Annotated in this window: 19 protein-coding genes and 1 tRNA gene; 12 read left to right on the top strand and 8 right to left on the bottom strand. The window is 62.1% G+C overall.

Annotated elements, in window-relative coordinates; genetic code table 11:
• The first annotated feature begins 114 nt into the window (after positions 1-114).
• Positions 115-1,155: a nucleotide-binding domain-containing protein gene (locus DQ230_RS17130; protein ID WP_162497447.1), complete on the top strand. Its 1,041-nt coding sequence runs from the start codon at positions 115-117 to the stop codon at positions 1,153-1,155.
• Positions 1,156-1,798: 643 nt separating this feature from the next.
• Here DQ230_RS17130 and DQ230_RS13795 read toward each other — a convergent pair.
• Positions 1,799-3,043, bottom strand: a complete 1,245-nt coding sequence (locus DQ230_RS13795; protein ID WP_162497446.1) for a site-specific integrase — start codon at positions 3,041-3,043, stop codon at positions 1,799-1,801.
• Positions 3,044-3,097: 54 nt separating this feature from the next.
• A tRNA-Leu gene (locus DQ230_RS13790) sits at positions 3,098-3,183 on the bottom strand.
• Between the two features lie 126 nt (positions 3,184-3,309).
• On the opposite strand from DQ230_RS13790, the gene lipB reads away from it, so the two are divergent.
• On the top strand, positions 3,310-3,966 hold the full coding sequence (lipB, locus tag DQ230_RS13785; protein ID WP_113913195.1) for a lipoyl(octanoyl) transferase LipB: 657 nt from the start codon (positions 3,310-3,312) through the stop codon (positions 3,964-3,966).
• 172 nt (positions 3,967-4,138) lie between these two features.
• On the opposite strand, the gene DQ230_RS13780 is transcribed toward lipB, so the two are convergent.
• A complete protein-coding gene (locus DQ230_RS13780) occupies positions 4,139-4,516 on the bottom strand; it encodes a hypothetical protein (protein WP_113913190.1) in 378 nt (125 codons plus the stop codon).
• A gap of 312 nt (positions 4,517-4,828) precedes the next feature.
• Here DQ230_RS13780 and ctaD point away from each other — a divergent pair, with 312 nt between their 5' ends.
• Together ctaD and DQ230_RS13770 are read left to right on the top strand one after the other, a co-directional pair.
• Positions 4,829-6,502 carry a cytochrome c oxidase subunit I gene (gene ctaD / locus DQ230_RS13775; RefSeq protein WP_113913189.1) on the top strand — a complete coding sequence of 558 codons (1,674 nt, stop codon included), beginning with the start codon at positions 4,829-4,831 and terminating at the stop codon, positions 6,500-6,502.
• Positions 6,503-6,822: 320 nt separating this feature from the next.
• Positions 6,823-7,173, top strand: coding sequence for a RidA family protein (locus tag DQ230_RS13770; RefSeq protein ID WP_113913188.1), 351 nt, complete (start codon positions 6,823-6,825; stop codon positions 7,171-7,173).
• A 92-nt stretch (positions 7,174-7,265) separates the two neighbouring features.
• Here the strand turns inward: DQ230_RS13770 and DQ230_RS13765 are convergent, their stop codons facing one another.
• From DQ230_RS13765 to DQ230_RS13755, 3 genes are read right to left on the bottom strand one after another with little or no spacing between them, the layout of a single operon-like run.
• Complete coding sequence (locus tag DQ230_RS13765; RefSeq protein ID WP_113913187.1) at positions 7,266-7,637, bottom strand: cupin domain-containing protein; 372 nt, start codon at positions 7,635-7,637, stop codon at positions 7,266-7,268.
• Positions 7,634-8,482 (bottom strand): urea carboxylase-associated family protein, encoded by an 849-nt coding sequence (locus DQ230_RS13760; protein WP_113913186.1) that lies wholly within the window; start codon positions 8,480-8,482, stop codon positions 7,634-7,636. The genes DQ230_RS13765 and DQ230_RS13760 overlap by 4 nt, the downstream gene beginning before the upstream one ends.
• 35 nt (positions 8,483-8,517) lie before the next feature.
• Positions 8,518-8,724, bottom strand: coding sequence for a hypothetical protein (locus DQ230_RS13755; protein ID WP_113913185.1), 207 nt, complete (start codon positions 8,722-8,724; stop codon positions 8,518-8,520).
• Positions 8,725-8,960: 236 nt separating this feature from the next.
• On the opposite strand from DQ230_RS13755, the gene DQ230_RS13750 reads away from it, so the two are divergent.
• From DQ230_RS13750 to DQ230_RS13725, 6 genes are all read left to right on the top strand, one after another.
• The gene (locus tag DQ230_RS13750; RefSeq protein ID WP_113913184.1) at positions 8,961-10,007 is read left to right on the top strand and encodes a rod shape-determining protein; all 1,047 of its coding nucleotides are present in this window, start codon (positions 8,961-8,963) and stop codon (positions 10,005-10,007) included.
• Positions 10,008-10,149: 142 nt separating this feature from the next.
• Complete coding sequence (mreC, locus tag DQ230_RS13745; protein ID WP_113913183.1) at positions 10,150-11,118, top strand: rod shape-determining protein MreC; 969 nt, start codon at positions 10,150-10,152, stop codon at positions 11,116-11,118.
• Positions 11,111-11,656, top strand: coding sequence for a rod shape-determining protein MreD (locus DQ230_RS13740; protein WP_113913182.1), 546 nt, complete (start codon positions 11,111-11,113; stop codon positions 11,654-11,656). Before mreC ends, DQ230_RS13740 begins: the two co-directional genes overlap by 8 nt.
• The gene (gene mrdA, locus DQ230_RS13735) at positions 11,653-13,593 is read left to right on the top strand and encodes a penicillin-binding protein 2 (RefSeq protein WP_113913181.1); all 1,941 of its coding nucleotides are present in this window, start codon (positions 11,653-11,655) and stop codon (positions 13,591-13,593) included. Before DQ230_RS13740 ends, mrdA begins: the two co-directional genes overlap by 4 nt.
• Entirely contained in the window at positions 13,590-14,729 is a 1,140-nt protein-coding gene (gene rodA / locus DQ230_RS13730) for a rod shape-determining protein RodA (protein WP_113913180.1), read from the top strand. The genes mrdA and rodA overlap by 4 nt, the downstream gene beginning before the upstream one ends.
• 4 nt (positions 14,730-14,733) lie before the next feature.
• The gene (locus DQ230_RS13725; RefSeq protein ID WP_113913179.1) at positions 14,734-15,669 is read left to right on the top strand and encodes a 2-hydroxyacid dehydrogenase; all 936 of its coding nucleotides are present in this window, start codon (positions 14,734-14,736) and stop codon (positions 15,667-15,669) included.
• Positions 15,670-15,783: 114 nt separating this feature from the next.
• On the opposite strand, the gene DQ230_RS13720 is transcribed toward DQ230_RS13725, so the two are convergent.
• On the bottom strand, positions 15,784-16,563 hold the full coding sequence (locus DQ230_RS13720) for an SseB family protein (RefSeq protein ID WP_113913178.1): 780 nt from the start codon (positions 16,561-16,563) through the stop codon (positions 15,784-15,786).
• A complete protein-coding gene (locus DQ230_RS13715; protein WP_113913194.1) occupies positions 16,556-17,146 on the bottom strand; it encodes a uracil-DNA glycosylase family protein in 591 nt (196 codons plus the stop codon). The genes DQ230_RS13720 and DQ230_RS13715 overlap by 8 nt, the downstream gene beginning before the upstream one ends.
• 233 nt (positions 17,147-17,379) lie before the next feature.
• Here DQ230_RS13715 and DQ230_RS13710 point away from each other — a divergent pair, with 233 nt between their 5' ends.
• Together DQ230_RS13710 and DQ230_RS13705 are read left to right on the top strand one after the other, a co-directional pair.
• Positions 17,380-18,039 (top strand): ABC transporter ATP-binding protein, encoded by a 660-nt coding sequence (locus DQ230_RS13710; RefSeq protein WP_113913177.1) that lies wholly within the window; start codon positions 17,380-17,382, stop codon positions 18,037-18,039.
• Positions 18,017-19,645: a KpsE/RkpR family capsule polysaccharide export protein gene (locus tag DQ230_RS13705; protein ID WP_113913176.1), complete on the top strand. Its 1,629-nt coding sequence runs from the start codon at positions 18,017-18,019 to the stop codon at positions 19,643-19,645. Before DQ230_RS13710 ends, DQ230_RS13705 begins: the two co-directional genes overlap by 23 nt.
• Positions 19,646-19,672: the final 27 nt, after the last annotated feature.

The raw sequence follows: 19,672 nt of genomic DNA, 5'->3' as shown, positions 1-19,672 counted from the left end.
CTCAAAAATCCCATGTCTATCACTCCATGCGCCCCCAGCTGATTCAAGCCGCGGCAAGGTTGCACATGGGTCAATTCTCAATGACAATTTCTGCTGGTGCCGGGTCAGTTCTCAATGACAATCAACAATGCCTCCGAGGTGACTGCGCCAAAGGTGCGCTGCAATAGAATTCGTTTCACTGATGACTTTCACATCGATGTTCCAAGCTATCATTTAGATCGCGAAGCCGATGCACGCGAGCTGGCGACTGAAGATGGCGAATGGGAAAACAGTGACCCGAAAGCTATCTATGTTTGGTGGAAGGATCAGTATGACGGAAGTGAACGCGACAGGGCCAGACGTCTAACACGATACTTAAAGATGTGGGCGGCTCTAAATTTTGAAGCGGCGTCTCGACCGTCTTCTATCCTCCTTACGGTGCTTGTTGCTAGGACGTTGGGTGCAACAGATACAGCCAACTTATCTGGCGATGATGAATTCTTGTGCATCGTGATTAAAAATATCCTAGATCGTTTGAACAAGTCGAGTATTGTTAGAAATCCGGCAAAAGAGGAAGAAAATCTTAACCGCCTCTCCGAAGATGACTTTGAGGCCCTAAAGGCAGAATTAGAAAATTTCCTAGGCATCGCTGATCGGGCTCTCGACGCAACAGACGAGTACGAAAGTGCGGATATTTGGTCAGAGGCGTTCCGCCACTTCTTCCCCTTCCCGGAAGAAGATCAAACGAAATCCGAAAGTACCAGAGTGGCAAGTAGCGCCATTTCGATGTATCGCTGCGACCCCGATGTCACCGTCGCTGCAACAGCTGGAAGTCGGCGGTGGAGCGGGTTCAATGAAATCGGACCGATCCCAAGAGGATGTGAACTCTCATTTGCTATTGCGGAGCCGGAAAAACTTCCTGAAGGCTGCCAAGTCTCATGGACGGTTCGCAATGACGGCGCAGAGGCTGAATCAGTAAACGATTTGGGTCACGTAGCAGGGACAGGTTTCCGAAACACAGAAAGTAGCGCCTACAAAGGAAACCATTTCATGGATGTGGTGGTTAAACTGAACGGGCGGCAGGTGGGCAGGCGCCGCGTGAAAGTTCGCGTTTCTGGTTTGGGCATTCCTCTACGAAATCCGCGGCGTCCTGCGTGGACGCAGCTCCGTAGATAGCCCTTTCTTTTCTATGGGTTTAGCCTTTAGCTGATAAATGCTCTCAAAGGCGGTTGCAGCACAATTTGCGTAGGCAGTGAATTACCGCAAAGTGGGCTGCGAGCGCAGCATTGCGCGATATGGTGTAATGTGCGGTTTGGGCCGGGCACTTTCAAAAGGCCGACCACAGCATGCAACTTTGCAAACTCCACCATCTGGGCGTTGGCCCTGAAATGACCTCAGCGATGCCCGAGGTGTACCCCCGGCTCATTTTGGGTCAACGGTCTGTGTCCATATATATACGTGAGCCTTCCCGCGCTTCCCCCCGTGTGGGGGTCGCCTTGCTCACAGAGAGATATGAGCCCCCCCGGTGTCTTCTCGTCTGACGCCCTACCTCGACACAGAAAATCTCCGAGGTGGTATGTAGCCAGCAGGCAACCATGATTGACATAGGGGGAAACCTCGAGTGTGACGCTGAGTGCCGAACGAGTACACCTCTCCGCTTCAAGGGAAGAGAGTTTTTTCATCCCAGACCCGTACAGCACCCTAACGCCACCACGGCTAACCTATTGTTTTCCTAGGGTTCACTGCGAGTAAGGACAATCGCACCCCGCGTTCTCCGAGAGGTGGGACTGTCGTTAGGGTCAGTGAATTGGGGGTAGGCCTAAAGCCCACCACCGAGTTCCTTGTACATCGCCTCAAAAGTCGACTTAATGACCTCGCTCAGATTGCCCCGCTTGGCATAAACGGACATGCCAATATCGTCCTTGTTCGAGTGGCCCACCGCAAGGTTCCGCGCTTCTTTGGCTACCCCTCCGTTAACCAGCGCCGAAACCCCGGTACGCCTGAAAGAGTGCATGTCCCATTCGTCGGCATTCATAGCCAGCGTCTTACGCGCCTTCTCCAAGGCCTTCCCGAGGTAATGCCCTGTGGTCCGGTCGTAGCCACCCCTGAGCAACCGAGAAAATAACAGGCCCTTGTTCTCTGGACAGACAGGCTCGGCCACTACAGCGCGTTTCATGGCCTCTCTGAGCAACTCGCAGTCCTCTGGCCCCACGATCATAACTGTTCGGTTCCCGGCATCCGTCTTGGCCCCGGTGATCTTCAATCGGATATGGTCGCCTTGGTCGTCTATGTCGGTCAGGGCCAACCCGGCGATTTCCCCGAGGCGACACGCGGTCACCCAGAGCAACCTCACTGTCACGTACATTTCTCGCTGATACTTGAGGCGATCATTGTTGGCTATGTACGACAACAACGCCTCTGCCTCGCTACGGGTTACGGGTCTGAGGTTTTTCTTCCTCGGATCAACCTTCCTCCTCTGTCCTGCCAAGCGGCGCAGCAGCGACGAGAAGGGGTTCTTCATGTCACCATCGACAAGGCCCCAGTGTTCCAAGACACGCCAGTAGGACGCCAGACAGATTTGATGGATGGACAGGCTACGATGCGAAAGAAGCTGCCCGGTCTTTGGCGAGGGTGTGGATTTCAAATGATCCATGAAGCCCAAGGCCAACTCACGGTTAATCTTGGTGACCTCACAGTTGCCAGAGTATTCCTCGAACCTCGCAAGGATGCTGCGATATCTGGCACGGGTCGAATTGTTGATCCCGTCGCTCTCGCTCAGCCAACGGTGGGCTGTCTCTCGGACGGTAGTGCCCATGCGCGGACCGCGATGGTGCGTGGTGGAAGGCTTGGGTGCGACGGGTTCCTCAAAGTCTGAGAACAGGGAAGCCCTGATCTGCTCTAGGACCTCTCTGCGTTTGCCTAGGGCTTCACCCAAGTCTTTCGTTCCGAGAGAGCGGATGATCTCTTTCTTTCCGACCACAGCTTGAAGCTCAGTCGGCACAGAGAATCTCACGGCGTAAACGTCGCCGCGCTTAAAGATTCCTTTGGGAAGTGTACGGGTCACGGGTCTTTATCTCCCTTACAGTTGGGAGAGCAAGCCCTTGATTTTACTAGGATTTGGTGCGGTCGAGAAGACTCGAACTTCCACGGGTTTAACCCCACAGCGACCTCAACGCTGCGCGTCTACCATTCCGCCACGACCGCACTGTCATGGTATGCATCGGCGTTTAGCGCCTTGTGCAGCGTTTGTGAAGGAGAAAATCAGGCAATCTGCGTGGCGCAGTGCGGGCCCGCTTCCCCCTGCTGGCCGGGCGGTGTATTCACCGGCGCATGGTAGAATGGAAGATAACGCCCGGCCTGACCGGCTATACTCAGGCGCTGGCCGCGATGGAGGCCCGCGTTGCCGCAATTTTATCCGGCGACGCACCCGAGCTGATCTGGCTGCTCGAACATCCGCCGCTTTACACCGCCGGCACCTCGGCACGGCCAGAGGATCTGACCGATCCGCACAGGTTCGAGGTGCACGAGGCGCGGCGCGGCGGGCAATACACCTATCACGGGCCAGGCCAGCGCGTGGTTTACGTGATGCTGGACGTGGGGCGCCGCGGGCGCGACGTGCGCAAGTTCGTCGCGCAGCTGGAGGCGTGGGTGATTGCCGTACTGGACGAATTCAACGTCACGGGCGAGCTGCGCGAGGGCCGCGTCGGCGTTTGGGTCGCTCGTCATGACAAGCCGCTGACCCCCGCCGGCCTGCCGCCCGAGGAAAAGATTGCCGCGATCGGCATCCGCCTGCGCAAATGGATCAGTTTCCACGGCATTTCAATCAATGTTGAACCGGATCTTGAGCATTTCAGCGGCATCGTGCCCTGCGGCATTGCCGAACATGGGGTGACCAGCCTGGTCGATCTGGGTCTGCCCGTATCGATGCACGATGTGGATGTTGCGCTGCGCCGCCGGTTTGACGAGGTGTTCGGCGCCCTCGAATAAGCCTTGTACGCGCATCATGAACGCCAAAACGACCCGGCCAAAACAAAAGCCCGCAACCCTGATCTACAGGATTGCGGGCGATAGCGCCAGACCGGCTACCCATGCGAGGAAGGGACAAATGCAGAGGCAGCCGGGCTTGAGGACGCTTTCGGGCGCTTAGCCCTGCGCGAACTTAGCGCTGAGCGGGGCTGGGTGTATCCATGACACGGCTGTCACCGCCGTCCTTGCAATGCTCGATCATCGCGTTGCGCACGTCGACACCGCGCGCCATGTTTTCCTGGCCTTGCTTGCCGGTGTCAGCCTCCAGCTCGACGTTCTGGCTGTCGGCCTGCTCGGTTCCGACGCCGGAGCCGGTTGCGTCGGCACCCATGCCTGCGCGGCGCTGGCCTTCGCGGCCGTATTCCATGGCGGCTTCCATCTGGCCGTTTTCGTCCATGGCGTTGAAGTCTGCGCATGTCATCTCGTTGATGTCGGCAAATGCGGCCGTGGACATCAGGGTGCTTGCGGTCATAATGGCGGTTGCAGCGATCAGTTTACGAAAGTTGGTCATGTAATCCTCCAGTTTTATAAAAAACGCCCTTTGTGTCGTGTATCGCCGGTGCGTCGTTCGGGGCCTCAACACCGCGCCGGCGCAATCAGTTCCGCAGCGGCGCAATTTTTATTTCGCCCCGGCCGCACGCCCCGCGTGGTCCCGGTATCGGGCCCGCCTGCCGCAAGAGGGTGCGACAATTTTATTTGACGCAGATCAAACTCTGACATTGCCCGTTAAGGTCTGGCAGACTAAAACGCAGTATTAGACACCTCATGCGCGCGCAAAATCCCTGTGACAGGCGCATGAACCCATACCAGCAGGAGGCGCCCAATGGCAGATGCAGCCATTCATGGCCATGACCACCACGACGAACGAGGGTTCTTTACCCGGTGGTTCATGTCCACGAACCACAAAGATATCGGTATTCTATACCTGATCACATCGGCCTTCGTCGGCCTGATATCGGTCCTGTTCACCGTCTACATGCGGCTTGAGCTGATGGAGCCGGGCGTTCAGTACATGTGCCTTGAGGGCGCACGTTTCATCGCAGACAGCGCCGCCACCTGCACACCCAACGGGCATCTTTGGAACGTGATGATCACATATCACGGCGTCCTGATGATGTTCTTTGTCGTGATTCCTGCCCTGTTCGGCGGTTTCGGCAACTATTTCATGCCGCTTCAGATCGGCGCGCCGGACATGGCATTCCCGCGGATGAACAACCTGTCCTACTGGCTGTTCGTGGCCGGTACACTGCTGGGCGTTGCATCCTTGCTGGCGCCGGGCGGTAACGGTCAGGCCGGGTCGGGCATCGGCTGGGTGCTGTATCCGCCGCTGTCCACGTCCGAGACGGGTATTTCAACCGACCTTGCGATTTTCGCCGTTCACGTGTCGGGCGCCAGCTCGATTCTGGGGGCGATCAACATGATCACCACCTTCCTGAACATGCGCGCGCCGGGCATGACCCTGTTCAAGGTGCCGCTGTTTGCATGGTCGATCTTTGTCACCGCGTGGATGATTCTGCTGGCGCTGCCGGTTCTGGCGGGCGCGATCACCATGCTGCTGACCGACCGCAACTTTGGCACGACCTTCTTTGATCCGGCCGGCGGGGGCGATCCGATCCTCTACCAGCACATCCTGTGGTTCTTTGGCCACCCGGAAGTGTACATCATCATCCTGCCCGGTTTCGGCATCATCAGCCACGTCATCGCCACGTTCAGCCGCAAGCCCATCTTTGGCTACCTGCCCATGGTCTGGGCGCTGATCGCCATCGGCGCGCTGGGCTTTGTCGTCTGGGCGCACCACATGTACACCGTGGGTATGTCGCTGACGCAGCAATCCTACTTCATGCTGGCAACCATGGTCATCGCGGTTCCGACCGGGGTGAAGGTGTTCAGCTGGATCGCGACGATGTGGGGCGGCTCGATCGAGTTCAAGACGCCGATGCTGTGGGCGTTCGGCTTCCTGTTCCTGTTCACCGTGGGCGGTGTGACCGGCGTGGTTCTGTCGCAGGCGGGCATCGACCGGGCCTATCACGACACCTACTATGTCGTGGCGCATTTCCACTACGTGATGAGCCTGGGCGCCGTGTTTGCCATCTTTGCGGGGATCTACTTCTACTTCCCCAAGATGACCGGCAAGATGTATCCCGAATGGGCGGGCAAGCTGCACTTCTACGCGATGTTCATCGGGGCCAACCTGACGTTCTTCCCGCAGCACTTCCTGGGCCGCCAGGGCATGCCGCGCCGCTACATCGACTACCCCGAGGCGTTCGCGACCTGGAACTGGTGGTCGTCCATGGGTGCGTTCCTGTCTTTTGCCAGCTTCGTGTTCTTCTTCGGCGTGATCGTCTGGTCGCTGCTGCGCGGCAAGGCATCGCCGCAGGCGAACCCGTGGAACGAGTATGCGGACACGCTGGAATGGACCCTGCCCAGCCCGCCGCCCGAGCACACGTTCGAGCAGCTGCCCAAGCGCGAAGACTGGGACAAGAGCCACGCGCACTAAGCGCAGGCAGCCTTGAAAACACAGCAAAAGCCCCGGAGCGATCCGGGGCTTTTTTCTTGTGCGGTTACCGCAGCTGTCGCTGGCATGTTTGCGGCAGGGCATCGCCCTTGCGCCCTGCATGCCGGCCCTGTAGCTTGACAGGTTAATCCAGCAAATGCAGGAAACCATCCCGGATGCCTGCCGCTAAAGCGTTTCACCTTTAACCTGAGACATCAGAGAGAGGCGCGGCGCGTGCAACGCTGGCATGTCGCGCGCGTTTCACGAAACCCTGTGATTCAGGGCTTTCGTGAAACGCCTTAAATAACTGAAAGAAAAACGAAATGGCTATCGAACGTATCCGCACAACCAAACGCTCCAGCCCCGTGCTGCGCCACAATGACACCGTCTATCTGACCGGTCAGGTTGGCGAGGGCGCAACACCTGCCGAGCAGACCGCCAGCTGCCTCGCGCGTATTGACGCGCTGCTGGCAGAAGCCGGCACAGACAAAAGCCACCTGTTGCAGGCAACCATCTGGCTGACCGACATGGCCGATTATGACGCCTTCAACGAAGTCTGGGATGCCTGGGTGCCCGAAGGCTGCGCGCCCGTGCGCTCTTGCGGCGAGGTGTCAGTGGCCAAGCCGGAATACCGCGTCGAGGTGATCATCATCGCGGCAATGCCCGAAGCGTGATCTGAAAATGCGCTGCCGGTGATGACCGCGCCGGCAGCGCAACAACCATTGCACAACGTCCAAGCGTGCGGGCCAAGATCAGCCGCGCGCGGTCAGTACCCTCCGGGCTTCTGCCCGAAAAACACCTTCGTCACCTCCTCGGATACGTCCCAGGTGACACGGCTGCCATCCCGCACGAACAGGCTGTCGCCTGCGCTGAGGTCGCGCACGGTCCCGCTGGCATGATCGGTCAGGCGGCACCGCCCGGCTAGGATGGTCATCAACTCGTCCCCCTGCTCGGTGCAGTCGAACGCGCCGGGGGTGCAGCGCCAGATCCCGAACCGGGTGGGATGCCCCGGCCCGCCTGCATCAATGCGACCATAGGTGCGCGGCGTGCCACGCCGGATCACATAATCGCTGGCCGGATTATCCAGCGGCCATTCCTCCAGCGGGCCGACATCGGCGCCGGGCGCATAGCCGATCATGCGCCGCGCCCGTGGCTGCGGTCATAGCCATTGCGCGCCGGGCTGTGCCAGCCCTCCAGCGCGCCGGCGGCGGGGGCGAACACCTCGATCAGCAGCGGATAACACGCCGCCACATCGCTGGAATGCTGAGCCGAACAGTCCCCGCCGGGACAGGCCGACAGCGCGCCCAGCAGGTCGATTTCGGCGAAAAACTCCAGGTAATCGCCGAGGCGTACCGGGCTGGCCTTCATGAAATACTGGCCGGTATTCCGGGTAAACCCGGTACACATGAACACATTCAGCACGTCATGCACGTGGGGTTCGGCCTCATGCAGCGGCAGGCCCGCCTCATCGGCCAGCGCGCGTGTCAGGTTGGAATGGCAGCAATGGTGGTACTGCCCGCCCGCAAGCAGATTGCCGGTGTAAGGGTCGCAGCGCGTGCCGATCACGTCATGCACCGCCCCGCCGAACCCGTCGATGCCGTACCAGCCCAGGCTATCGGCGGTAATCGTCGCCATGGGGCGCAAGGATGGTAGGCTGGACCACATCCGCTCGCCCACGCCAATATGGGTGCCGTGGAGCGCGCGCGTCTTGCCCGAATAAAACCGCTCGGTCAGGTCATTGGCGTTCCACAGGTTCAGATCGCCCACCTGCGGCCCGTCCACCGATGTGATGCGAAAGAAGTGCCCGGCCGGCGCGCGAAACGTGGCTGCATCGCGGGGCGGCACCAGCACTTCGGCCACCTTGGCCGCACCCGCCCGCGCCGCCGCGTATAGCGGCAGATCAGGCTGCGGCAGTGTATCGTTGGGGTAGCAGATTACGGGCGGCACGGCGCGCCGGGCGGCCGCATCATCGGGTTCGGTCATCTGGGCCTCAGTTGGGTGGTTGCCGGTCTGCGTTACTAAACCGATTTGCCGCCCGCCTTGCAATCCTTCGGCGGCTTGCCCGTCACGGTACTGTCCAGCGCGCCGCATGCCATGCAGCGGTAGGCCCGCCCCTCGCCCACGTCCAGCGTGCGATCCTCGCGCCAGCGGCAGTTGCGCGTCTTGCGATCCGAAAAGATCAGCACCAGCACGAATGCCACGATCAGCCCGGCAACGATCACCATGACGTGTCCCTTTCATTATGCGCGGGGCAAGCCGCGCAGATAGCGCTACAACGCATCAAGCCTGCGCAAGGTCCGCCGGCCGGCCCCTTTCAAAATGGCGCGCAAACCGGCGATTTGATGCTTACATCGCCAAAACAGCCCCTTTAACCGAATGGGGCGCGTCTCTATAAGGGCGCCTACCAGCGGACCAGACTCGCCGGCATCCTTTTGCACCCAAAGACAGGACACCGCCCTACATGTCCATATTGAGCAGAATTCCGGGGATGTTCACCTCGGACATGGCTATTGACCTAGGAACAGCCAATACGCTGGTCTACGTCAAGGGCCGTGGCATCATCCTGTCGGAGCCATCCGTCGTTGCCTACCACGTCAAGGACGGTGTGCGCAAAGTGCTGGCCGTGGGCGAGGATGCCAAGCTGATGCTGGGCCGCACCCCCGGCAGCATCGAGGCGATCCGCCCGATGCGCGAGGGCGTGATTGCCGATTTCGATACCGCCGAGGCGATGATCAAGCATTTCATCCGCAAGGTTCACAAACGCACCACATTCTCCAAGCCCAAGATCATCGTCTGCGTTCCCCACGGCGCGACCCCGGTTGAAAAACGCGCGATTCGCCAGTCCGTGCTGAGTGCCGGCGCGCGCCGCGCGGGCCTGATTGCGGAACCGATCGCGGCGGCCATCGGCGCGGGCATGCCGATCACCGACCCCACCGGCAACATGGTGGTGGATATCGGCGGCGGCACGACCGAAGTTGCGGTGCTCAGCCTTGGCGATATCGTCTATGCCCGGTCGGTGCGCGTCGGCGGCGACCGCATGGACGAGGCGATCATCAACTATCTGCGCCGACAGCAGAATCTGCTGATCGGCGATTCCACGGCCGAGCGGGTCAAGACCAGCATCGGCACCGCCCGCATGCCCGATGACGGGCGCGGCGAGACGATGAAGATCCGTGGCCGCGACCTGCTGAACGGTGTGCCGAAGGAAATCGAAATCAGCCAGGCGCAAATTGCCGAGGCATTGTCCGAGCCGGTCCAGCAGATCTGCGAGGCCGTGATGACCGCGCTTGAGGCGACACCGCCCGATCTGGCCGCCGATATCGTGGATCGCGGCGTGATGCTGACCGGCGGCGGCGCATTGCTGGGCGATCTGGATCTGGCCCTGCGCGAACAGACCGGGCTGGCCGTCAGCATCGCGGACGAGTGCCTGAACTGCGTGGCGCTTGGCACCGGAAAGGCGCTGGAGTTTGAAAAACAGTTGCGCCACGCGATAGATTACGACAGCTAAAGCGTTTTGCGAAAATCTGTGTTTCAGGGCTTTCGCGAAACGCTTCAGGCGGATCGCCACACGCGCGCGAATGTGACATGCGCCGCGCGCCCTGCCCCGCTATGGTGGCCGCGTCATTAATCCTGCCCGAGGGACGTCCATTTTGGCGAAGGATCGCAAACAGACCGAGGATTACGCAGGCCCGCTCAAGCGGCTTTTGCTGGGTGTCCTGATCGTCTGCCTTCTGGGGCTGTTCCTGCTGTGGCGAATCGACAGCCCGCGGGTAGAGCGATTCCGCGCCGCCGTGGTCGACAAGGTGGTGCCGAACCTTGATTGGGCGATGGCGCCGGTGACGGGCACCGTGAACATCTTTCGTGATTTTCAAAGCTACCAGCGCATCTACCAGCAAAATCAGGAACTGCGCCGCGAATTGCAGCGCATGCAATCGTGGAAGGAAGCCGCGCTTCAGCTGGAGCAGGAAAACGCCCGCCTGCTGGACCTGAACAACGTGCGGCTGGACCCGCGCCTGACCTACGTGACCGGCGTGGTCAGCGCCGACAGCGGCTCGCCCTTTCGCCAATCCGTGCTGCTGAATGTGGGCGCGCGGGACGGCATCGTCGATGGCTGGGCGGCGATGGACGGGCTGGGGCTGGTCGGGCGCATTTCCGGCGTCGGCGACAATTCGGCCCGCGTGATCCTGCTGACCGACACATCCAGCCGCATCCCGGTCACGGTGCAGCCCTCGGGCCAGCGGGCGCTGATCCTGGGCGACAACACCGTCGCGCCCCCCATTGATTTTCTGGAGGACGCGGGCAAGGTGCGCCCCGGCGACCGCGTCATCACCTCGGGCGATGGTGGGGTGTTTCCCGCCGGTCTGCTGGTTGGCCGCGTAGCACTGGATCCCGGCGGGCGACTGCGTTTGCGGCTGGCCGCCGATTACGAACGCCTGGAGTTCCTGCGCGTGTTGCGCGACCACGCCAGCCCCCGCATCGACACACCCGGCAACCTGATCGCGCCGCCGGCCAGCCAGCCGACCGGCCTGCCCGAAGGGCTGCCGTCCGGCCCGCAAAGCCTGCTGGCACCGCTGGGCGCACCGGCCCCGGCCAGGACAGAGGGCGGCGCCGATGGATGACCGCTCGCACCTGAAAATGTGGGCGATGCGCGCGGTTTTCGCCGCGCTTTGCCTGACTGTCATTTTCTGGCGCATCCTGCCGCTCAGCACCCTGCCGCGTGGCTGGGCCGGGCCTGATCTGATTGCCGCGCTCAGCTTTGCCTGGGTTCTGCGGCGCCCCGATTATGCGCCGGCGCTGCTGATTGCCGCCGTTGTGCTGCTGGCTGATCTGATGTTTCAGCGCCCGCCCGGCCTGTGGGCCGCGCTGGTGGTGCTGGGCTGCGAGGCGTTGAAATCGCGCAGCCCCGGCCTGCGCGACCGGGCATTTGGTGCCGAATGGCTGACGGTGGCCATGGTGGTGGCGGCGATTATTGCCGGGTATCGCCTGACGCTGGCAATTTTGATGGTGCCGCAGGCGCCGCTGGGCCTGAGCCTGATGCAAATGGCGATGACGGTCTTATGTTATCCCTTGGTCGTTGCGGCGTCGGCCCTGCTGACCGGCGTGCGCAAGGCAAAGCCGGGCGAAACCCTCGCCGGTAGCAGGAGGTTTGGCACATGAAACGCCCCAAGCGCGACACGGCCCTTAGCCAGCGGCGCATTACGCGGCGCGGTCTGATACTGGGCGCCGGGCAGGCCGGGTTTCTGGGGCTGCTGGCATGGCGCATGCGGCATTTGCAGGTGGACCAGGCCGACCAGTTCCGCCTGCTGGCCGAGGAGAACCGCATCAAGATCCGGTTGATCCCGCCCGCGCGCGGCCAGATTTTTGACCGCAACGGGCTGGTCGTGGCGGAAAACGTGCCCAGTTACCGCATCATTCTGGAGCGCGAAGAGGCCGGCGACGTCGAGGATACCATCGCGCGCCTTGGCCAGCTGATTGCGCTGGACCCCGAAGAACTGGAGCGCGCCCGCGAGGAAATGCGCCGCTCGCGCATTCACCCCGTCACCATCGCCGACCGCATCAGTTGGGAGGAGCTGAGCCGCGTTGCCGTCAACGCCCCCGCCCTGCCCGGCGTGCGCCCCGAGGTGGGCCTGTCGCGGCGTTATCCGATGGATCAGGAATACGCGCATGTGCTGGGCTATGTCGGCCCGGTCAGCGACTACGATCTGGAAAAGATCGACGCGCCCGACCAGCTGCTGCTGATCCCGCGCTTTCAGATCGGCAAGATCGGGCTGGAGGCCCAGCGCGAGGATATGCTGCGCGGCACTGCCGGCACAAAACGGATCGAACAGAACGCCGCGGGCCGCGTCATGCGCGAACTGGACCGCCGCGAAGGCGTGGCAGGCAAGGACATCCAGATTACCACCGACAGCAACCTGCAATCCTACATCCACGCCCGACTGGAAGGCGAAAGCGCCGCCGCCGTCGTGATCGACTGCGAAAACGGCGATATTCTGGCCACCGTATCGACCCCCGGCTTTGACAGTAACCTGTTCGTGCGCGGCATTTCCGTGTCCGATTACAATGCGTTGCTGGAAAACAAATACCGCCCGCTGCCAAACAAGGCGGTGCAGGGCGTCTACCCCCCCGGCTCGACCTTCAAGATGGTCACTGCGCTTGCCGCGCTGGAGGAGGGCCAGGCCGTCACCGATGATACGGTTTATTGCCCCGGCCATCTGGAGGTTGCGGGCCGGCGGTTTCACTGCTGGAAACGCGCCGGCCATGGCAATGTCGACCTGAACCGCGCCCTGCGCGAAAGCTGCGATGTATATTTCTATGACATGGCCATGCGCGTCGGCATCGAGAAAATCAGCGAAATGGCGCGGCGTCTGGGTCTTGGCATCGCGTATGATCTGCCGATGACCAGCGTCGCCGACGGGCTGATTCCCACCAAGGAATGGAAACGCAGCTCGCGCGGCGCCGAATGGGTGATCGGCGACAGCGTGAACTCGTCCATCGGGCAAGGCTTTGTGCTGACCTCGCCGCTGCAACTGGCCGTGATGACCGCGCGCATCGCCACCGGACGCGCGGTCACGCCGCGCCTGATCAAATCCGTTGACGGCGTCGAGGCGCCCACCGGCCATGGCGAGGATCTGGGCCTGAACCAGAACAATCTGCGCAGCATTCGCCGCGCCATGTATGACGTATCAAACAACAAGCGCGGCACCGCCTACCGCAGCCGCATCACCGCCGAGGGGATGGAGATGGCCGGCAAGACCGGCACCAGCCAGGTGCGCAACATCACCGCCGCCGAACGCGCCCAGGGCGTGCGCCGCAACGAGGATCTGCCGTGGGAGCGGCGCGATCACGCGCTGTTTGTCGATTATGCCCCGGCCCATAATCCGCGCGTTGCCGTCGCTGTCGTGGTGGAACACGGCGGCGGCGGCGCCTCCACCGCGGCGCCGATTGCGCGCGACATCACGCTTCAGGCGCTCTACAAGGGCGATCCGCCGCTTGAGGCGTATCCCAGCGCCGACCGGGGCCGCATCCGCACCCAGCAGGAAAACCTGCGCAATGCCCGCCCCCATCACGGGAAACCACTGAGCGACCGCGCATGAGCTATCTTGAATATTCCGTCAAAAGCGTACCGACCGGCCTACGCAAGATCCTGTATGTCAACTGGCCGCTGGCGGTGCTGCTGTCGGCGGTTGCCTGCGTCGGGTTCCTGATGCTGTATTCCGTGGCCGGCGGATCGGTGGAGCCGTGGATGGACCCGCAGATGAAACGCTACGGCGTCGGGTTTGCCCTGATGCTGGCGGTAGCGATGGTGCCGATCTGGTTCTGGCGCAACATTGCCGGGCTGGCCTATGTCATTTCGCTGGCGCTGCTGATCGCGGTTGAATTATTCGGCACGGTGGGCATGGGCGCGCAGCGCTGGATTGATCTGGGCTTCATGCGGCTGCAACCGTCCGAGTTGATGAAAATCACGCTGGTGATGGCGCTGGCGGCCTATTACGACTGGCTGCCGATGCAGAAAACGTCGCGCCCGTTATGGGTGATGATCCCGGTCATCCTGATCCTGCTGCCCGTCTATCTGGTGCTGATTCAGCCCGATCTGGGCACGTCGATCCTGCTGATTACGGCCGGGGGCGGCATCATGTTTCTGGCCGGGGTCCACTGGGCCTATTTCGCCGCCGTGATTGCGGCCGGAATCGGGCTGGTGACCACGGTTTTTCAAAGCCGCGGCACCGATTGGCAACTGCTGGCAAACTACCAGTTCCGCCGGATCGATACGTTTCTGGATCCCAGTCAGGACCCGCTGGGCGCGGGGTATCACATTACCCAATCCAAGATCGCGCTTGGCTCGGGCGGCTGGACGGGGCGCGGGTTCATGCAGGGCACGCAATCGCGGCTGAATTTCCTGCCTGAAAAGCATACCGATTTCATCTTCACCACCCTGGCCGAGGAATTCGGCTTTGTCGGCGCGATTTCCCTGCTGGGGCTTTATGCGCTGATCATCGTGTTCTGCATCAGCACCGCGATCACCAACCGCGACCGGTTTTCATCCTTGCTGACCTTGGGCATTGCGGCGACGTTTTTCCTGTTTTTCGCGGTCAACATGTCGATGGTGATGGGCCTTGCGCCGGTTGTGGGCGTGCCGCTGCCGCTGGTCAGTTATGGCGGCTCGGCCATGTTGATCCTGATGCTGGGTTTCGGCATGGTCCAAAGCGCGCATGTCCACAAACCGAGGTAACCCGATGGCCGTCAACATTCTCTTCGCCGCCAAGCCCGACCGCTGGCCCGATTACGAGGCCCCGCTAAGGCGCGCGCTGGATGCCGCCGGGCTGGCGGAGGCCACCTTGTCCACCGACATCGCGCCGCAGGATGTGGATTACATCGTGCTGGCGCCGAATGGACCGGTGACGGATTTCACCCCCTACACACGCTGCAAGGCCGTGCTGAACCTTTGGGCCGGGGTGGAGGATGTGGTGGACAACCCCACGTTGACGCAGCCACTGGCGCGCATGGTCGATCACGGCCTGACGCAGGGCATGGTGGAATGGGTGGCCGGGCATGTGCTGCGCCACCATCTGGGCATGGACGCGCATATTCACGGACAGGACGGCATCTGGCGCACGGACGTGCCGCCATTGGCCGAAGATCGCCCCGTGACCATTCTGGGCCTTGGCGCACTGGGATGCGCCTGCGCCAAGGCGCTGGTATCGCTGGGATTTGACGTCACCGGGTGGAGCCGGTCGGCCAAGGACGTGCCGGGCGTGCGCTGCCTGCACGGTGACGCGGGCCTGCGCGATGCGCTGAATACCGCGCAGATTCTGGTGCTGCTGCTGCCCAAAACGCCCGAGACAGAGGATCTGATGAACGCGGACCGTCTGGCGATGCTGCCGCAGGGCGCCGTCATCATCAACCCCGGACGCGGCCCGCTGATTGACGACGATGCGTTGCTGGCGGCACTTGATGCAGGCCATATCGCCCATGCCACGCTGGACGTGTTCCGGACCGAGCCGCTGCCGCCCGCGCATCCCTACTGGGCGCATCCGGCTGTGACCGTGACGCCGCATATCGCCTCCACCACCCGCGAGGAGACCGCCGCGCAAGTCATCGCAGACAACATCCGCCGCAGCGAAGCGGGCGCGCCGCTGCTGCATCTGGTCGACCGCGATCTGGGCTACTGAGCCAAAGCGCTTCGCGAAAAACCTGCGTCACAGATTGTCGTGAAACGCGCGCCACGTATCAACGTTGCGCGCGGCTCGCCTTTGTCTGATGGTTCAGGTCAACGGCAAAACGCTTTAGCGCAGCTTGGGCGGTTTGGACGGATCCGATCCCGGTGCCGCAAGTGTTTGCGGCGCCTCCGGCGCGGGCAGATCAAACCGCAGGCCCACCCGTTCGATCCGCTGGGCCAGCGCGCTGCCCACCTCGGCAAAGCCTACATCCAGCGTGCCGGCCTCGATGCCTGAGAATGTCAGCGCCTCGGATACCGCGCGGGTCAGCGCCGTCTCAGCGCCCAGCGCCGCACCGATGAAGATCAGCAGATGCCCCGTCTCGCCCCCCGCATAGCGCGAGCCGGCAAGGCAGGCATGGCTGGCCAGACCGCCCGCGCGGGCCAGCTTGGCATCCAGCGCCGCCAGCACCGCCTGCGGCACATTGCCCGGCGCGGTCAGCGCATCGGGGCGCGCGCCCGCCTCGGCGCCGCCGCCCTGCCCCAGCGTGTCGTTCAGCCATGTCAGCGCCTCGGGCGGCAGCAGGATGGACGACGGCGCAACGCCCAAATTCAGCCCCAGCCCCACACCGGCCCCCGCCAGCATCCCGGCCAGCACCCGCCCCGGCAGCGCCGCATAGGGCGCGGCGGCGCCGGTGAATTCGGCCAGACGCTCCTCGGTATCGAAGGCCAGCGCATGCGCAACGCCGTCCACCTCGTAGGTCTGCGGCGCGATGTCGTCGCCCTCCGGCTCGGCCAGCAGCAGCAGGAACAGCTGCGCATCGGCCAGCGCGTGGTAAAATCCCAAACGCGCGGCGCCGCCCCCGGCCTCCATCGCCGTATGGGTGCGGTCCAGATCCGTTTCAGCCATCCTGCATCACCTTTGCAACTTGGGCGCGCAGCGCGGGCAAAACCTGCGCCTCGAACCACGGATTTTTCTTCAACCATCCGGTATTGCGCCAGGACGGGTGCGGCAAGGCGAAAACCCCCGGCGCATGGTCCCGCCAGCCCGCAACGGTCTGCGTCACACTGCCGCGCGCCCCCAGATGATACCGGTGCGCATGCGCGCCGACCAGCACGCGCAGCCGGACCTGCGACAGATCAGCCATGACCGCATCATGCCACGTCTGGCGGCAAATCGCGGGCGGCGGCAGGTCGCTGCCCTTGGCATCATAGCCCGGAAAGCAGAACGCCATCGGCACGATCGCCACGCGGGAGCGGTCATAGAACGCCTCGGCCTCCAGCCCCAGCCAGCCGCGCAGCCGGTCGCCGGAGGCGTCATCGAACGGGACGCCCGACGCATGCACCCGCGCGCCCGGCGCCTGCCCCGCAATCAGCACACGCGCGCCGGGGGCAAACCACGCCACGGGGCGCGGGCGGTGCGCGGTCGCCGTCGCGGCAAAGCGATCTGCACATAAACGGCAGCGACTGATACGGGACGCCAGATCATCCATGACGGTCAGATAGGGCGTCCCGCCAAGGATTGCCAACCCGGCCCCGGGACGGCCCGTGCCAGTCCTGCGTGAAAAAACCACGCCGCCATACACGGTTAATTTACCGCTTTGGCATAATTTCGCCTTGAATCCCTGTCTATAGTGCGGCCAATCGCGCATAATACGGTGCAGGGCCTTCCGCCGCAGGCGCGGTTTGCAACCGCGCCAAACAGCAGTTTTTTCCCGGAGAGCGCATGCTCGAATTCGACAATGTCAGCAAGTCTTTCTGGACCGGCACCCAGCGCAAAGTCATCCTGGACAAAGTGTCGTTCCGGGTGGAACTGGGCCGTTCGATGGGTGTCCTGGCGCCAAATGGTACGGGCAAGACCACGTTGATCAACATGATGGCCGGGCTGGAAAAACCGGACGAGGGCGAAATCCGGCGCAGCTGCCGCATCAGCTTTCCTTTGGGCTTCATGGGCGGGGTCATTACAAAAATTTCAGCGATGGAAAACAGCCGCTATATCGCGCGGCTCTACGGCCTTGATCCCGACTATGTCGAGGCGTTCTGCCGCTGGATGTGCAATCTGGGCGAATATTTCGACCAGCCGCTGGGCACCTATAGCAGCGGCATGAAATCGCGCTTTACCTTCGCTTTGATGCTGGCGCTGGACTTTGACATCTATCTGATTGACGAGGGGATGCCGTCTTCGACGGATGTTGAATTCAATCGCAAGGCGGGCGAAATACTGCACGAACGGCTGGAGACGACGACCGTCATCATTGTGTCTCATTCTCCTGCGACACTGGAAAAATTCGCGACCTCCGCCGCCGTGCTGATGGGTGGTCAGCTTTATATGTTCGACACCTTGGAAGAGGCAAAACAGCTTTATGACTACGAAACCCAAGGCTAGAAAATTTCGTATCCGCCGCACGCCCGGCCCGCATCAGGACGCCCCGCAACCCGCGGAATCCCCGGATGAGGCGCCCGATGCGCCCGAGGATGCGCAGGAGGGTACAGCGCGCAGCGGCCAGATCAGCAGCGCGCGCCAGAAGGGCGTGTCGCACAGTATCGACGATATCCGCAAGGAGGGGCTGACAGGGCGCCAGTTGCGCATGGCGCGGCGCGTGGCGCAGAAGAACGGGCTTGCCCCGACATCGGATTTCGATGCCGTGCGGCTGCTGCGCATCAAGGGAATCGACCCGTTTCAGCGCGCCTCGATCCTTGAGTTGGTCACGACCGACGATACCGAGGGCGACATTGGCGATCTGGTACCCGCCAAGGGGCGCGACGTGGAGAGCTCCCGCATCCAGTTGCCCCAAACCGTCCCGGCGCAAACCCACCTGCCCTCGACCGAGCTAAGCCCGGCTGACCGGCGCGGCGAGGAAATCAGGCGCATTCAGCGCGACATCGGCAAGCGCCGCCGCCGCAAACTGCTGCTTTTGCTGACGCGGCTGGCCGCATTCGTGATGCTGCCGACATTGCTGGCGGGCTATTATTATTACGCCGTGGCGACGCCGATGTATTCGACCAAGTCCGAATTTCTGATCCTGTCGGCCGACGGCGGCGGCGGTGGCGGCATGGGCGGCTTCAAGGTTCCCAGTCAGTTTGCCACCGGTCAGGACGCGATCGCGACGCAGTCATACCTGCTGTCCAAGGATGCCATGCTGCGGCTGGACCGCGATGTCGGCTTTCGTGATCACTTCAGCCAGCCGTGGATCGATCCGATTCAACGCCTGAAACCCGATGCCAGCAACGAAGAAGCGTACAAGCTTTATAAAAAATACATGAAAATCGGCTATGATCCGACCGAGGGCGTTTTGCGGATGGAGGTGTCCACCGCCGACCCCGAAGTCAGCGCCGAATTCTCGCGCAAGCTGATCACCTATGCCGAGGAACGGGTTGATGACCTGTCGAAACGCAAGCGCGAGGATGCCGTTGAATCCTCGACCGCCAGCCTTGCAGAGGCCAAAGAGGAACGCCGCGAGGCGCAGCGCCAACTGGTCGCGATGCAGGAAGGCACCGTTCTGGACCCCGAGGGCGAGATTGCGAATATACGCGCGCTGATCGGCAATGTTGAATTACAGTTGCAGGAAAAGCAACTGGCGCTCAGCACGCAGATGAACAATGCCCGCCCCAACCGCGCCAAGGTTGAGGCGCTGACCAGCGAAATCGAAATCCTGCAACTTGAGCGGATCAAGCAGCGCGCGCGCCTGACCGATGCCACCGAAGGCAGCGCATCGCTCGCCTCGCAAACCGCCGATATCCAGATGGCGCAGGCAGATCTGCTGACCGCCGACATGGTCCTGCAAGCCGCGCTGGAGGCGCAGCGCCTGACCGCCAGCGAGGCGAACAAACAGGTCCGATACCTGACCGTCAGCGTCAATCCCGTCGCGTCGCAGGATGCCAGCTATCCGCGCGCGTTCGAAAATACCATTCTGGCATTTCTTGTCTTCGCCGGAATTTACCTGATGATATCGCTGACCGCTTCGATCCTGCGGGAGCAGGTGTCATCTTGAATTGATATCAGCCGCCTTATCAGGCAT

The organism is Roseovarius dicentrarchi, from assembly GCF_003316635.1.
Lineage (GTDB): Bacteria > Pseudomonadota > Alphaproteobacteria > Rhodobacterales > Rhodobacteraceae > Roseovarius > Roseovarius dicentrarchi.
The sequence above is the reverse complement of the archived record's forward strand: the minus strand, read 5'-3'. Positions and strand labels throughout refer to the sequence as shown.